Source organism: Halanaerobium sp. (assembly GCF_003070835.1).
On the sequence record NZ_QBLR01000006.1, the window covers coordinates 22,978 to 39,633 of the forward strand.

13 protein-coding genes are annotated in these 16,656 nt (G+C 37.1%); all 13 read right to left on the minus strand.

Annotated elements, in window-relative coordinates; translation table 11 throughout:
- Positions 1-2: 2 nt before the first annotated feature.
- The 13 genes from CI949_RS01490 to CI949_RS01550 all read right to left on the minus strand — a co-directional run bounded on the left by CI949_RS01490 (position 3) and on the right by CI949_RS01550 (position 16,655).
- Entirely contained in the window at positions 3-1,121 is a 1,119-nt protein-coding gene (locus tag CI949_RS01490) for a CBS domain-containing protein (protein ID WP_290762430.1), read from the minus strand.
- Between the two features lie 31 nt (positions 1,122-1,152).
- Complete coding sequence (locus tag CI949_RS01495; RefSeq protein ID WP_290762432.1) at positions 1,153-2,811, minus strand: glycoside hydrolase family 10 protein; 1,659 nt, start codon at positions 2,809-2,811, stop codon at positions 1,153-1,155.
- Position 2,812: 1 nt separating this feature from the next.
- Positions 2,813-4,105, minus strand: a complete 1,293-nt coding sequence (locus CI949_RS01500; protein ID WP_290762434.1) for an ABC transporter substrate-binding protein — start codon at positions 4,103-4,105, stop codon at positions 2,813-2,815.
- A 170-nt stretch (positions 4,106-4,275) separates the two neighbouring features.
- A complete protein-coding gene (locus CI949_RS01505; RefSeq protein ID WP_108142317.1) occupies positions 4,276-5,169 on the minus strand; it encodes a diacylglycerol kinase family protein in 894 nt (297 codons plus the stop codon).
- Between the two features lie 60 nt (positions 5,170-5,229).
- On the minus strand, positions 5,230-6,372 hold the full coding sequence (locus tag CI949_RS01510; protein ID WP_290762437.1) for a hypothetical protein: 1,143 nt from the start codon (positions 6,370-6,372) through the stop codon (positions 5,230-5,232).
- Between the two features lie 12 nt (positions 6,373-6,384).
- On the minus strand, positions 6,385-7,146 hold the full coding sequence (locus CI949_RS01515; protein WP_290762439.1) for a hypothetical protein: 762 nt from the start codon (positions 7,144-7,146) through the stop codon (positions 6,385-6,387).
- On the minus strand, positions 7,143-7,844 hold the full coding sequence (locus CI949_RS01520) for an ABC transporter ATP-binding protein (RefSeq protein WP_290762441.1): 702 nt from the start codon (positions 7,842-7,844) through the stop codon (positions 7,143-7,145). The genes CI949_RS01515 and CI949_RS01520 overlap by 4 nt, the downstream gene beginning before the upstream one ends.
- Positions 7,837-8,214, minus strand: a complete 378-nt coding sequence (locus tag CI949_RS01525) for a GntR family transcriptional regulator (protein WP_290762444.1) — start codon at positions 8,212-8,214, stop codon at positions 7,837-7,839. The genes CI949_RS01520 and CI949_RS01525 overlap by 8 nt, the downstream gene beginning before the upstream one ends.
- 184 nt (positions 8,215-8,398) lie before the next feature.
- The gene (locus tag CI949_RS01530; RefSeq protein ID WP_290762447.1) at positions 8,399-9,535 is read right to left on the minus strand and encodes an aldo/keto reductase; all 1,137 of its coding nucleotides are present in this window, start codon (positions 9,533-9,535) and stop codon (positions 8,399-8,401) included.
- A 209-nt stretch (positions 9,536-9,744) separates the two neighbouring features.
- The gene (locus CI949_RS01535; protein ID WP_290762449.1) at positions 9,745-12,816 is read right to left on the minus strand and encodes an efflux RND transporter permease subunit; all 3,072 of its coding nucleotides are present in this window, start codon (positions 12,814-12,816) and stop codon (positions 9,745-9,747) included.
- Positions 12,816-14,168, minus strand: coding sequence for an efflux RND transporter periplasmic adaptor subunit (locus tag CI949_RS01540; protein WP_290762451.1), 1,353 nt, complete (start codon positions 14,166-14,168; stop codon positions 12,816-12,818). Before CI949_RS01540 ends, CI949_RS01535 begins: the two co-directional genes overlap by 1 nt.
- Positions 14,168-15,613, minus strand: a complete 1,446-nt coding sequence (locus CI949_RS01545; protein ID WP_290762454.1) for a TolC family protein — start codon at positions 15,611-15,613, stop codon at positions 14,168-14,170. The genes CI949_RS01540 and CI949_RS01545 overlap by 1 nt, the downstream gene beginning before the upstream one ends.
- Positions 15,600-16,655, minus strand: a complete 1,056-nt coding sequence (locus CI949_RS01550; protein WP_290762456.1) for a TolC family protein — start codon at positions 16,653-16,655, stop codon at positions 15,600-15,602. The genes CI949_RS01545 and CI949_RS01550 overlap by 14 nt, the downstream gene beginning before the upstream one ends.
- Position 16,656: the final 1 nt, after the last annotated feature.

Below are 16,656 nucleotides of genomic sequence, written 5' to 3' on the forward strand. Positions count from 1 at the left end.
GCTTACAGCTCCTCTTTATTTATATTTTCTAACTGTCTAACTCTAAGTCCGGTCATTACATCTGAGCGGGTGATAATTCCTTTAAGTTCCTCACCCTCCATTACCAGCAGTCGGCCAATGTCTTTCTGGAAAAGAAGTTTAAATGCCTCATAAAGCTCATCATTTTCCCCAACACAGTGCAGTTCTTTGTTCATTATTGTCTGGACCGGAGTGTTGCGGTATTCTTCCTGATTTATCTTCTGTGCATCTTCCATGGTTACAATACCAACTACTTTATCGTCCCTCAGCACAGGGAAACCAGAATGTTTATCATTAAACATTTTTTCTATTAAGCGGTGGACACTCATATTAACCGGTACTGTTTTAACCTCCTTAGTCATTAAATCCTTTACCTTTAAGTTTGAAAGAGCACTCTTAATATTGCTGAATTGATGTTCCTGAGCGGCACCTATATAGATGAAAAAGGCAATAAAGACTAAGAGAAAGTTTCCGCTCATAAAACCTAAAATACCAAACATTAGAGCAAAACCCTTACCAAATTTGGAAGCAATCTCTGTTGCCCGCCTAAAAGAAGTGCGCTGGGCAATAAAAGCTCTGAGAATTCGGCCTCCATCTGAGGGAAAGGCAGGCAGCAAATTAAAGATTGCAAGAAAAATATTTAGCTGACCTGTATATAAAATTATCAGCCTAAAATCTTCCAGGATAAAGTTAGGTGCAAAACTAGCGGCAAAGACAAAAATCAAACCCAAAGCCAGACTGGTCAGCGGACCGCTAGCTGCAATTTTCATTTCATCTTTAGGATCTTTGGATATTTCTTCGATATTTGCCAGACCGCCAAAGAGCATTAGAGTAATATCTGTAGTTTCCACATCCTTTGTTCTGGCTACAAGTGAATGTGCCAGCTCATGAATCAGGATACTGATAAAAAGCATAACCGCCATAATAAACCCTAGTAGATAGGGATTTAAAAGCAGCTGCCTTCTTGCTATATCAGTATTTTCTGTTAGATAAACGATATTATTACCAAAAGCCCAGGCGAAAAAAGGAAGAATAATTAAAAGGCTGACATGTATTTTAACGGGAATTCCAAATAAATGTCCAATCGTAAAGGAACTTTTCATACTTATCACCCCTGATCAAATTTTTAAAGATTTAATAAAGCTTAATTATATTATCAAGGTAATTAAAATCAGAAACAAGTATTTCCATTACATCAGCAGAAATATTTAAATTATTTGCTGCTGAAAATTGAGAAAGGGTTAGCCCCTGCTCGGCATTTGAAGTATCAGTTTCCAGACTGACTTTCTGATTTAAAAATCTTCTAATTTTAATTAAATCATCATTATTAATTTTTCCTGCCTCTTTTATAATATTTAACCTCTGAAGAATAAAATCCTGCATCTCTGCCAGAGATTCTTTTCTGTTCTGATGGGGCAGTACTGCTTTTTTTGAAAATATCCCGGCTGCCAGGCTCTCAAAATCTTCCTTTTTTAGGTGTGCTGCTGCAAATAAAGAAAATCCATTTGGATTAATTTTATTTATTTCCCGCATCTGCTCAACCACCTGAGCAGAGCTAAGTTTAAAAACAGAAATACCGGCATATAGAGGTTTTTTGATTATTTCTCGATCCTCTTTGATCCAGCTGCTCAATTCTGAGAAAAGATTTTCCGTATATGTCATCGGCAGTACAAAGTCTAAATAACCCTCTTCAAGCCAGAGTGACCAGTTCTGCAGAGCTCTAAAGCGGGCTTCCTCTCTCCCAGGAATTACATCAGCAGAAATTAAAAGTTCAGGATCCAGCTGGCGCAGAATTTCAGAACTCTCTCTTACCATCTCCGTGATCAGATTTTCTCTAAACTGATTCCATAAAGCAGCATCCCGACTCCCACTTTCAATTTTAAAAGGATCTAGATTATGTTTGTCTTTAAAAGCCTCAACTGTAGAATTATCATAGCCAAAACTGCCCCTGTATTCTTCCGGAAAACGAATGTAATCAAGGTTAATTCCATCCAAATCATAATTTTTAACCAGGTACTGATACCTCTGCTGCAGATATTTTTTCACTTCACTATTAGCTGGAGAAAGCCAGCTCGAATTGTGATAGCTAACTATTTCGCCGGCTCTGTTTTTATTTGCCCAGTCAGGATTTTCTCTTAATATTCTTCCCGGCTTACCGGCTGTATTTTCATTAAAGACCCAGACCCAGGCATGAACTTCAATCCCTCTTTTTTCTGCTGCTTCTATTAAAACCTGCAGAGGATCCTCCTGCCAGCTTTTAAACCCTGGATCCTGAACCATAAGCTCACTGGTGGGAACAACTGTCATCCCTTTGTAAAAAGTTTCTGGAAAAATAGCATTAAAATTAGCCTCTGCTGCCTGATCAAGGAAAGCTTCCACTCCTGCTCTCCCCTTCAGCTCTGCAAAAGTCCCACTGTCCAGCCAGAAAGCCCGCAGCTGAACAGGCTTAGATTCAATAATTTCAAGCCTGAGCTTTTTTCCCCGAGCACTAATTTTTTGGGCCTCAAGTTCAACATCTGAGTCATTTTGATTTTGATAGCTGTTTATCATTTTCTGATAACTGTTATCAATAACTGCCAGTTCAGATGTGATTTTGTCTCCAGGAATTATTCTAAAAGTATTTTGGGCCTGATTTAAATCTGCCTCCAGTTTATCCAGTATTCTTTCTACATCTCTGATTGCTAATAATGACTTTCTGTATTCTTCAGGCTTATAATAAGCTTCAGCTGAAGAGAAAGCTGCCAGAATAATAATAATTAAAAGCAACATAATAGAAAATTTATTTTTTTTCATTTCAGTCCACCTCTGCTAAAATTTGATTCCATTTTTCTTCCATAATATTTAAAGCCGCTTCAGCTGTAATTTTACCGGCAAAAGCTCTGGCAAACTGTTCTTCCATGATTTTGATTAGTTGATCAGCTCTGGGGTGTACCAGGGTTAAATCCTGATATCGCGGAAGCTGTTTTCTTAATATTTTTTGAGCTGAGCTGCTTAATGATTCCTCTGCTTTTTTCCTAAAGATTATTTCTTCAGTTTCAAACTCAGCTGATTCCTCTATCACCGCAGAAGGCAGCACTGAAGCCAGCTGAGAAAATTCCTGTTGGGCCTCTGCTGAAGTAATAAAATGGGCAAAGTCGGCTGCCTCACTTTTATGGTCAGCTCCTTTAGGAATTACCAGATTCATTAGAGCAGCATTAATAACTCCTTCAGCTGCTGTTGGAACTGCTGCCAGTGCTGTCACATCATTTAAATAAACTGATTCTGACTCAATTTGGCTTAAGAATTGAGGGGCTGTAAATAAAATAGCAAGATCGTTATTCTGATAACGCTCCAGGGCAATATTAAAGCCTGCACTTAAACTGTCAGCTGGAATAACTCCTTCTGCAGCCAGTTTTTGATAATTTTTGATAATCTCAACAGCCTTTTGATTGTTAAAAGCAGCCTTAGTCTGTCCAGCTTCAACTTTAAATAGATCTATCCCTGCTTCCAGAAATTCATGCTGAATTTTAATCTGGGGCATTAGTCCGTAGACACCAGTCTTCTCGGTTATTTTTTCAGCCAGATTAAATAATTCAGTTTTAGTTTCCGGAATTTCTGCTGGATTATGTCCTGCAATTTTAAAAATTTCTTGATTAAAAACCATTAATTTAGAACTTAAATACCAGGGAAAAGCATAATACTGTTCCTGATAGCTGCCATTTTCCCATAATAAAGGATAATAACTGCTGCTGTAATTTTTATCTAAACTTGAAATTGGAAATAAAAGCTCTGCTTTAAGCAGTGAAGCCATTAACTGAGGTGATAAATTAACCACTTCCGGTACATTGCCTTCAGCTATTCGATAACGAAGCTGCTGATTAATAGAAGAAAAACTGATATCTTCCCAGATTATTTTTATTTCAGGGTTATCTGCTTCGTACTGACTAATTTTATTGAGAAAGTAGTTCTGATAACTATTTTTTAAATTTATTGTCCAGAATTCAATCTCTTTTTCAGTCTGAGCCTGAATCGGTGCAGCAGTAAAAAAAATAATCATTAAAACTAAGATTATTTTATTCAATTTAAAAATTTTTTGACATTTTAACATTTAAATTCTCCTTTTTCTAATCTGTTTCAATAATTTTTCCTGCCTAAATGGCAAAAACCTCTCCAAGCTCAAAGTGCAATTAGAGAGGCTCTTACCTGGCAGCAGGGCAAAATGTGATTATCTTAGTATATAATTAGCTGTTTAAAGCTCTTTTCCTGCATCAGGACTAATTAAGCTGTAAAAACTTTTTGAGCGGCAGGAACCAGCTCAATTTCTAAGGGAAATGCGGGTCCTTTTTCACCATCAATATCACAATTTTGCTCTTTGCTGCTGTTTTTTAAGGTGATTTTAAAATAATTATCCTGAAGATAAATCAAATTCTCATTTTTAATTTCCTTACCATTAAATAGATCAGCTGCTGCTGAGCTCAGTTTTAGAATATTACCGGTCTTAACTGCTAAAAGGTCAAATAAGCCGTCATCAATTGAGGCCAGTTTGGCAACATTTTTAAAACCACCGGCATCTTTACTGTTAAAAACAAAAAAACCTAAAAAATCCCCCTCAATTTTTTTCTGAGAAGTTTCAATTTCAAGCTGCATTGATCTAATATTGGGCAATTCTTTTAATCCCTGCAGATAATAAGCTACTTTGCCCAGTCTATTTTTCATTTCGGTTTCAGTTCCATGGGCAATCTGTGAAATGATTCCGCCAACACAGACATTTAAAAAATAGCGGCCATTAACCCGGCCGACATCAATTTCTTTGACTTTCCAGTCTAAAATTCTTTTAACACTGTTTTCAATATTTTGAGTCATCCCGAGAAAAGAAGCAAAATCATTGGCAGTTCCTGCTGGAATAATACCCAGCGGTAGATCAATTTTATTTTTCTGCATCAGATCAACCATTTCGCTGGCAGAACCATCTCCTCCGGCAACAATTACCGCTTCAAAACTCTCGTCAATATTTTCCAGACCAATTCCAAAATCTCCCGGCTCCATACTGCGGTAAATATCTACCTTAAAACCGGCAGCCTGAAATTTCTCTAAAAACTTATCCAGATAAGAATTAAAAGATCTGTCTCCAGCTGCCGGATTATAAATTAATTTAACTTTTTTATTTAACAATTTAATCAACTCCTATCAGGCAATTTAATTATATCATAAACTGCCTGATAAGGACAAAACCTATCTGATCTCAATATCACCATATTCGGAACGAATCAAAATCTCATATTCAGCCTCAGCTCCCTGATAGATTAATTCTTCCTGATTATCATAATTCACTCCACCCAAATCAGCCTCTATATTACCATACTCTACCCTGAGATCATAATTATATAATTCATAATCTCTGAGTCTTTCGATAGTACAATCTGCATAGCGGAGCTCTAAATCCAGATCAGAAATATTTCTTAATCTTAAATCACCGTATTCTATATCTGCAGTTATTTTACCGCTGATATCTTCAAAACTAAAACCTGTATAGCGGCTGTTGACCTCTACATCTTTAGCCCGGCTGATTTCTGCACCACCATAGCGGCTGTCGATTATTAAATCAGATTCAATGTTTTTAAGCCTGTTAAACCCATAAGCACTCTCCAGTCGAAATTCCCCAGCTATATTGCGAACAGTATTTTCTGTATAGGCTGTTTCTAAATCCAGACTAGAACCAAGATTACTAATTTCAGCCTCTCCATAATCTAAACTAACTGCTGCTGGGCCAGTAATTTTATCAATATCTGTACTGCCGTAGCGGTTGCTGGCCTCTAATTCAGACTCTAATTCAGAAACATTTAAGCTTCCGTATTTATTACTTAGTTCAGCTTTTAACTCTCTGGGAACACTGATCTGATAATCAATTTCTACCACATTTATTAAATCTGGAGTTGCTGTCTGACTTTTATTTAGGGCTATTTCCAGCCTGTCTCCCTGAAGCTCATAAATTACTTCTAAATCTTTAATAAATTCTTCTGCTGCCTCTTTATCCTCAGCGTGAACTTTGAGTGTATAATCAATAGTTATTTCCTGATTATCAGTTCCTCTAAGATCGATACTACCAAAATCATTTTTTATATAAAAACTGCTCAGCTCTTCATTTTCAGCCAAAAATTCGGCTCCTAAATTTAAAGTTCCATCCTTTTCTGCCTTAATACTGTCACTGTCAAAATTATTCTGAAAAACAGCACCTTCCATTTCAATCAATTCTTCAATTGATTCGGTAATAAAACCTTCAAATAAATGATTATCAGAGCGTACATATCTGATATCAACAATCATCACCAGCGTTAAGATTATTAAAAGATAAGTTACAAATTGTTTTCTACTCATTTTTTCCTCCTTTTAAACATCGACATCAGAAGCAAGCAGCCGGGAATTTAAGAAAAAGAGCCCGATCATAATAACTGCTATTACCATAAATGGTGCAGAGCCAATATAGATTGTAGTTTCACTAACTCCAGCCGGGGTCTCTGTAAATATTGATAGTGGAAAATCCGGCAGCCAGTTAAAGAGATAGTTTAAAAAGCCTCCAATTCTTAAAATCAAATAATGACTCAAAATAAAGACCAGAATACTGATTAATAGCCTAAAGCGATTAAAAAATGTTGCCACCAGATAGGAAAACTGGGTTATCAGATAAATCTGGATTCCAGTTATTAGGTAAGAAAGATAAGCAAGAAGTAGAAATTCACTGAATACTTCTCTCCCCAGCATTTCCGGAACCTGACGAAATGCTTGTTCCAGAAAACCCTGGTGAAAATATAGGTTAACTAAAATTAGAGCACCACTTAAAATTAAATAATAAGCAAAGGCAGGAAAAACTTTAGCAAAATTAATTTCATAACCACGGCGGGGAAGAATTTTTAGAAGATAAATTGTATTTGCTCCCCACTCACTGCGGTATGAGTTATAGGCCAGAAAAAGCATAATTAGCGGTAGAAAAAAGAGGGGGATAAAACCGAGTCCAAAGCTCAACCCCTGCGGCCAATTTTCAGTTCTGGTGATTAAAAACCATTCCCAGGCAGCAATAATTAGTGTTGAAACTATAATTAAAATATTTAACTGCCTGACTTCTTTTTTGATTAAGGAAATTAGACTTTTCATTCGAATACCTCCCCGATTAGTTCTCTAATAGACTTACCCTTTTCTGCTCTTAGATCATCAGCATTTCCAGATAGTAAGAGTTCACCGTTTTCAATAAAAATTACATGGTCTAAATATCTTTCTGCCTCGATTATCTCATGAGTAGCCAAAATAATCGTCTGATTTTCACTGTCAAACTCTCCAATTAATGTTTCTAAAATTCTCTCTCTGGAAGCGGGATCAATTCCTGCCAGTGGTTCATCCAAAATAACGACTTCAGCACTGCGGCTTAAAACTAAAACCAGCTTTAATCGGGCAGCCATTCCTTTAGAAAGGTTGTTGATTTTCTGCTCCAGTTTAAGATTCATAAATTTTAGAAGTTCCTCCGCCTTAACAGTAGAAAAATCACTGTACTGCTCTTCATGAAATTTAATCATCTCAGCAATAGTCATCCACTTATAAAGATGATTGATCTCAGGTAAAAAAGCGATATCCTGCATCAAATGCTGCTCTTTATTTTTGCGATTAATTTTAATCTGACCGCTGTCTTTAACAATTAAACCAGAAATTATTTTAAGCATTGTTGATTTACCACTGCCATTTGGCCCTACAATCCCGGTGATCATTCCGGCCGGTATTTTGAGGTCAATTCCTTTGAGTGCCTGAACTCCAGGAAATTTCTTTTTTAATCCTTTAATTTCAATTATATTTTCATTCATCCTGATCCCTCCTCTTTAAATTGTTATTTATCTTTTCGATAATATCATCCTGCTTAAAGCCGAGTGAAATCATCTCATCTATAAATTCCTTAACTGCTGTTTCTGCCATATCTTTTCTTATTTCTATCATCACCTGCTCATCATCCTTTATAAAAGTTCCTCTTCCTCTTTTTGTTTCCACAAGTCCCCGCTGTTCCATCTCCCGGTAAGCACGCTGAACAGTGTTGGGATTTACTTCAATTTTTTTGGCCAGTTTACGCTGTGATGGTAATTTTTCGCCCGGTCTCAGCTCACCTCTAACCAGTTCCTTTTTTATCTCTTCTATAACCTGCTCATAAATTGGATAGGCTGCGTTGAAATCAATATCCATATCTTCCCTCCTTCCAACCAAATTTAATAGTGCACTAGTTAACTGGTACACTCATAGTATAATCCTATTTATTTTCTTTGTCAAGTCTTTTTTGAAAATTTGTTAAAAAAAATGGTACCGGGTACCTGGAGATTTAATCCAGGTACCCGGTACCATTTAAGATTAACATATTAAAATTTAATTTTTAAGAAGCTAAGTCAGCAAAATATTTGTCAACTTCTTTTAATAAATCAATTATATCTAAATTCTGAGGACACTGAGGCTCACACTGCCCACATTCAACACAGTTGCTGGCTCTAGCTGTTTCATCCATCTCATAATATTCTTCAGCCATTTTTTCACCTTTGTCAAGCAGTTTAGCCTGATTGAACTTAAAGAAGTTTTCAGGTATATTAACTTCTTCAGGACAGGGCAGACAGTATTCACAGCGGGTACAGGTAATTGGCCCCCGCATCTCTTCAGCCGCCTTTTCCATCATGTCAAACTCAGACTCAGTTAAAAGTCCAACTTCTGACTCAGAAGCAGTCTCAAGATTTTCCTTAAGCTGCTCCATATTACTCATTCCACTTAAAACTACTCCCGGCTCCTTTTGAGACCAGATCCAGTGTAAAGCCCATTCGACTGGAGTCCTCTCTGGATTTTTAGATTCGAATAATTCTCTGGCTGCTTTTGGAGGTTCCTGGGCCAGCCAGCCGCCGCGAATAGGTTCCATAATTACAACTGCTGTACCTTTGTCATATGCTTTTTTAAGGCCAGCCATACCTGCCTGATATTCTGTATCAAGATAATTATACTGAATCTGACAGAAATCCCAGTCATGGCCGTCTAAAATATCATTAAATACATCATGGCTGTCGTGGAAAGAAAAACCGAGATATTCAATCTTACCTTCTTCTTTTTTCTTTTCTCCCCATTCAATAATATCTAAATCTTTAATCTTCTGCCAGCGCTCTGCATTTAAAGCATGTAAGAGATAGAAATCAATTTTTTCTACCTGCAGCTTTTCCAGCTGTTTATCCAGATACTTATCCAGATCTGCTTCTTCTTCAACTTCCCAGATTGGTAATTTTGTTGCCAGGTAAGTTTTATCTCTGTAGCCGTCTTTTAAGGCCTTACCTACAACATTTTCGCTTTCCCCCTGATGATAGGGCCAGGCTGTATCTACATAATTAACCCCATTATCAATTGCATAACGAATCATTTTAATAGCTTCTTCTTCATCAATGTTGGAAGAATCGTCTCCATTGATTGGCAGTCTCATTGCTCCAAAACCAAGCGCTGAAACTTCAACATCAAGTTTACCCATCTTTCTGTACTGCATTTTTTTACCCCCAATTAATAATTAAAATTGAATTTCCTTTTATATCTCTATTAATTTACCTCTTTAATTATTATTCAAGATTGATTTACTAAATCCTTTTTGATTTAATTGTGAATTTATTATTTATATCAAATTAACTTTAGATCTAAATCTCTGCAAAAAAATATCCCGGCAAAACCGGGATATTAGAATGATTAATTTATTATCTTTTATTCTTCCAGAGCCTCTTCTTTATGAACGATTTTTCTTAACCAGTTGACAAATTTATTTCTTATTTCATCAACAATATCATAAACAACCGGAATGATTATTAGAGTTAAGATGGTCGAAAATAAGAGACCTCCGATTACAACAATCGCCATCGGCTGTTGAGTTTCAGCACCAGTACCAATTCCAAGCGCAAGCGGAACGAGGGCCAGAGTTGTTGTTAGCGTTGTCATCAGAATAGGGCGCAGTCTGATTGGAGCAGCTTCTAAAATTGCCTCTTTTCTGCTCATCTGAGTTTTACGGTTATTAATATAATCGATCATCACTATTGCATTATTAACCACAATTCCAACCAGCATAATGGCACCAATTAGTCCATTAACACTTAAGGCTGTATCTGTGATTATCAGCCCCAGTACAGCTCCTACAACTGAAAGCGGCACTGTAAACATAATGACAAAAGGATGAATTAGTGATTCAAATTGAGAAGCCATAACCATGTAAACAAGGACAACTGCAAGTATTGCTGCTATAAATAACTGAGAAAATGAACTTGCCATATCCTCAGCTTCTCCACCATAGCTAATTGTATAACCTGAAGGCAGATTGAGCTCTGAATCCATTACTGATTCAACTTCTGTCTGCACCTCTCCTAAGGGGCGCTCAAAAATATCAGCACTTAAGGAAATATAGCGCTGCTGATTTTCTCTGGCAATCGAAGAATAACCTCTTCCTTCTTCAATTGCTGCCAGCTGAGAAAGCGGAACTGTTGTCCCATTTGAACCAAAGAGGTTAATATTTTCTAAGTTTCTTAAAGATGTACTTTCAGAATCTTTTAGTTTAAGAACTATAGCAATTTCTTCTCCTGACTCAGTTAGCTGACTGATGGTACTGCCGCTTAAAGCCATATTGACATAAGATATTATATCACTGTCAGTAAAACCATAATTTTGAGCCTGAGTTTTATTGATTTTAACATGGATTTCTTCATTTCCTTTTTCCAGACTCAAATTAGTATTTCGAATTCCTTCAATTTCTGTTATTAGATTTTCAGCATTTTCTCCCAGAGTTAGTAGGGTATCTAAATCCGGACCTTTTATCTGAGCTTCAACAGCAGTTCCTCCCATTCCGCCTCCACCTCCACCCATCATTGAGGTCATTGCGGAAACATTAACTGAAGCCCCCGGAATATTACGGGTTCTATTTCTTATTTCTTCTGCTACTGCAGCTACATCTTTTTCTCTCTCCTCCAGTGGGATTAATTCTACGGTCATATTGACCCGACCACTGTTAACCCGAGAGGTTAAGAGATCAATTTCTTCGATATCTTCGACTCTGTTATGGAGTTTTTGAGCTAGCTCATTATTTAACTCTACAGTTGAATTACCTGTCATATTGGCAAAAACTCTGATTGAACCCTGGTCAGAGGCCGGCATATATTCAGTTTCCAGTGGAATTATATCTGCAGCCAGTCCAGCTGCAAATAGAATAAAGAAAATAACAAAGGCTGAAATTATTTTATATCTGTGCCTGAGTGATTTAGAGAGCAGATTCTGATAATATTTTACATAACGCTTCTTTTTAACATTTTCATCTGACTCGTTTTCACTAACCTTCAGGGCCTTTGAAGATAACATTGGAATAAAGGTTAGAGCAACAAATAGTGATGCCAGCAGTGAGAAGGTTACTGTCAGAGCCATTGGAGTAAATATTTGTGCCAGCAAATCCTCAATAAAGATTACTGGAATAAATACTGCAACTGTAGTCAGGGTTGAAGCACTGATAGCTGTTGCAACTTCTGAAGCTCCTTCTTTTGCTGCATCCAGGCGGCCTACTCCCAGAGCCCGATGCCGATAAATATTTTCTAAGACAACAATTGAGTTATCAACCAGCATTCCAACTCCAAGTGCTATACCACCGAGGGTAATTAGATTTAAACTCAAATCTGCAAAATACATCAGGGCAAAGGTTGCCAGTACTGAAATCGGAATTGCTGTTGCAATTACAATAGTACTGCTGAAGTTGCGCAGAAATAAAAAGAGAATAATTACTGCCAGAATACCACCTATAATAAAGTTCTGGAGTACTGAGTCGATAGAATCCTCAATATATTGAGCATTGTTACTTGTAATTTGAATATCTATCCCGGGCATTTCTTCTCTTAGTTCTGCCACAGCTGATTTAACTTCTTCAGCAACTGTAACAGTATTACTGTCACCCTGTTTTTGAATTGAAAGTCCTATACTCTCTTGTCCATTTAAATAACTGATGCTGTTTACTTCCTGATAACCATCTTCTAAATCAGCCAGTAAGGTCAGCGGGACTTTATCCCCAGCTGCTGTTGTGATTTCTATTTTTTCTAGATCACTGAAATCTTCAAATTCTCCCAGGGCGCGAACAGAAATCTCTTCATTTCCAACCATTACTGTGCCTAAACCACCGGACTGATTGCTGGCTCTTACTGCAGCAGCTATCTGATTTAAATTGAGATTATAGGCTGCAAGCTGTTCCTGGTCTGCATTGATTCTGATTTCTCTACTTCTTCCACCAGAGACCTCAGCAGAAGCCACTCCAACTATTTTTTCCAGTCGGGGCTGAATTGTATCTTCAGCAATCTTTTTTAATTCAACTGCTGAACCTCCAGCAACAGATAGCTGCATAATCGGTTGGGCATTGGGATCAAAATTCATTATTCGCGGTTCATCTGCTCCATCGGGCAACCTGGCCTCGATCCGAGAAATCAAATCTCTGAGATCATTTTTTGCTTCCGTTAAATTAGTCCCGTAATCAAATTCCAGAAAAACCATTGAGCTGCCTTCACTACTGGTTGAGTTTAAATTGCTCAAACCATCAATTGTAGCCACAGATGATTCGACCGGTCTGGTCACAAGTTCTTCTACTTCTTCTGGAGTTGCTCCACTGTAGGAGGTTCTAATCATTAAAAATGGCATTTCCATTTCAGGAGTTAAATCCATCGGCAGCCTTGTTAAGGCTATTCCACCAATTAAAATAACTGCCAGGATTAACATTGTAATTGTAACCGGTCTATTTACTGATATATCGGAGATCTTCATTAGTTATCCCCCCGATTAACAACCTGAATACTGTCCCCATCACTTAATCCTTCTTTACCCAGGGTTACAACCTTCTCGCCAGCTGCAAGACCTGAGCTCACTGCAGCATTATTTTCATTTTCCAGGCTTATTTCCAGCTTTCTTCTTTCGACTTTCCCAGCTTTAGCAACAAAGGCATAGTAGCCGCTGCTGTCTTCTAAAAGAGCATTCTGAGGAATAATTATTGAATCAGCTGCTCTGTCAATTGGAATTGAAACCTGAGAAGTCATCCCTGCTTTAATAATATTATCGGGATTATCTACTATTATTTCTACCGGAAAACTGCGTCTGTTGGCTGCTGTTCTGGGAGAGATACTTTTAATTCGACCGGTAAAATCAGCTTCAATTGCTGTAAAATTAACAATAACCTGATCTCCAGCCTGCAGACTATTAATATTATTTTCGCTGATATAGGCAGTTAATTTGATTTTATCAATATTACTTACCACAGCTGCAGAGTTCCCACTTAAAAGCTCACTTCTTTGAGCATTAATTTCAGTTACTATACCAGCAATAGGGGAATTAATCTCTGTATAAGATAATTTTAATTCTGCAGATTCTAAAGCTGCTTCAGCCTGAGTTACCTGAGATTCAAGCTGGGCTATTTCTTCTTTAGTTGCTCCGGCTTTAGTCATCTCCAGATTTTTAAGAGCAGATTGGTAACTGCTCTGAGCAGCAACCAGCTGGTTATTTGCCTGGTCTATCTCTTCCTGAGATAAATAGCCTTCTTCAAATAATTCCTGCTGCCGCTCATAATTTTCTCTTCTCAATTTTAGTTCTGATTCTGCCTGTTCAAGCTGAGCTTCCAGACGGGAAATTTCTTCTTCTCGAGGCCCATTTAAAGCTTTCTGAAGATTGGCTTCTGCGCTTTTTAAAGAAGCTTCTGCCTGAATAACGCTGATTTCATTACTGCGGGAATCCAGCTTGATCAGCCTGTCACCTGCCTCTACTGAGTCTCCTACATTAACTGCTACTTCTGTTACAATTTCCTGAATTCGGGGGCTGAGCATTACTTCCTCAGATGCTTCTGATTCGGCACTAACAGTAGTATAAATGTAAAAATTATCTTTTTTTACCTCAGCTACCTCGACTGCCGCTGCTTCAGCTGCATTATCAGTTTCCTCCTCAGCAGCAGCTTCCTTGCTCATTTCCGGGTTTCCAGCTCCCTGGCCGCCGCCCCCACCTGGGCCCTGTGCACTGACATTTGTAACAAAAAAGTCATAAAATCCGTTTCCTAAAGCTGCAGCAGAAATAACTGCCATTAAAATTAAGCTTACTGCAAGCACTCTGTTTTTTCTAAGAAATTTTTTCATTATTTTACACCTCTATTTTTATCTGGATATTGATTATTTAAAAGCATGGTTAAATTCAATTTTTCAATAAATAAATTATCTGCTGCCTGCTGATAGTTTAACTGACTCTGCTTAAAGGCCAGCTGCTGCTTGTTATAGGCTTTTTCTGTAATCAAACCAGCCTGATGCTGCTCTCTAGCAAGTTCTAAATTATTTTCTGCATTATCCAGCTTTAATTCTGCACTTTCTAAACTTCTCTCAGCAGTCAATACTTTATTCAGCTGGTTTTCCAGACCTATTTTTTTATTTTCTTTTAAATTTTGATAATTATCTTCTGCCAGCTCCAGCCTGGACCTCAAGTTCTGCTCATTTAATTTGCGCTGTCCTCCATCAAAGAGATCATAGGAAAAGTTAACTCCAATAGTTGAAACTTCCGCAGAATGATTATAGCTTCCATTTAAATTAATCTCAGCTCTGCCTTCATCCTCAAACCACTGCAGCTGTTTTTTCTGTAATTCTAAGTTAACTGCGGCAGATTTAAGGTCATAATCAGCTGCAGTTAAACTCTGATACATTTTTTCAAAATCATACTGCTGATAATCAATAAGCTGAGCTTTGATTTCCTCTAAATATTCGTCAGCTTCCAGATTGATCTCTGTCCCTTCATTTAAAGCTAAAGTAAGTTTAAATGATTTAAGAGCATTTTTAAACTGATTATTTATTTCAGAAAAGCTGTTTTCAGCATCTATAAAATCTGACTCCGCAGTCTTTAATTCACTCTCTGAAATCTGCGAATCTGAATATAATTTTTTGCTTTCTGCTAAAGTTTTTTCTGCAGTTTTAAGCTGTAATTCTGCATTTTCTCGACTTTTGTCCAGCCGCTGCAGCTGAAGAAAATTTTTCAGCCAGGCTGAGAGCTTTTCTTCCAGCAGTGAATTTAAACTGTTTTTAGCATCTAACAGCTTCTGCTCCTGCTCATAATAGGCCTTTTCTGATTCAGTTGGGACTCCCTTAAATAAAGGATAGGCAATATTTACCGTATAATCACTATCTCCCTGATCATCAACTTCGGCTGTCTGAGATAAATTAAAACCTGAGCCGAAATTTCTACTTATTGATAGGGAAGTATTAGCTCCCTCCGAAGCTTCCTGAGAACCACCAGGAGATGTAAATCCTGAGCTTAATCTATTAGTTTCTGGTTGATCAATAATTTCATTATAATTAGCTGAAACTTCAATCTGCCAGTCCTGCTGAGCTCTAATAGTTTTTAACTGACGCTCGGCATTTTCAACTGTATTTATCTGCTGTCTGATTTCCAGATTGTATTCCAGGCCGTGTTCAACGGCTTCTTTCAGCGAAATTTCTGCTGCTGTGCTGCCAGCAGTGGATAGAGAAAATAAGATTAGAAACAGACCCGTAATAAAATAAATTGAATAATTTTTCGTTTTAATATTAATTAACTGCATTTATTGTCACCCCTGGCTCCATATTTAATAAATCTGCTAATTCTTCTTTGGCCAGATAATAATTTAGATATGAGTTTTTAAACTGATACTCACTATTAACTAAAGAAGCCTGATACTGAATTACAGTCGTTTTATTAACACTGCCCAGTTCAAACTGTCTTTGAACCTGATTGAACTGACTTTCAGCTCTTTCCAGATTATCTTTCTGTAAATCTATATTTTTTTCGGCCTGTTTAAGTTTCAAATGGGCTTTGCTAATACTATTTTTTAATCCCTCTTCTGCTTTTTTGAGGGCAAGTTCAGCTGATTTTAAATCCAGCCCGGCAATTTTTTGTTCAGAATCTGAAGCATCGATTATTTTCTTTGCGTATTCTTTTTCAGCCAGCTTATAATCAAGCTCGGCAATTTTTAAGTCATTACTGTTTTCCAGACCCTTTTTCACTGCCTCAGCTTCAGTAATATTCCAGATTTCAGGTGCAGGCAGTTCTTTAATTTTTAGCTCTTGATCCTTTAAATTTAAAGCAGTTTTGAATTCCAGCAGACTCTGCTGATAATTATTTTTTAAGTTTTCCAGATTATTTTGAGCTTCATTAAAAGTATTGGACTGGTCCAGCAAATCCAGCCGGCTGATCTGTGAGAGTTCATATCTGGCCTGCATTTCATTGTAGAGTCTTGCTTCTGCTTCAGTTGTCAGGCTTTGAGCTTCGATCTGCTTTTCAGTTAACCATAAATTGGTATACTGCTGAATAATAGATTTTATTATTCTGGCTCTAGTATCCTGATAATGTTTTTCGGTGCTCAAATAGTTTTTATTAATTTCCAGTTTATTTACCTCAGTAAAATTATATTTATTCTGCAGTTCTAAATTTTTCTGATTAATTTCCGCTTTTTGATATTCAATTTCTGCCATTTCTAAATCAAGATTTTCCTCTTCAGCTATCTTTAAAGCCTGATTTAGACTTAAAACTTCTGCTGCACTAACAGATGCTGAAAAAATAACCAGTAATAGCAGCATTAAAACACTAAATTCTCTGATCCTCATT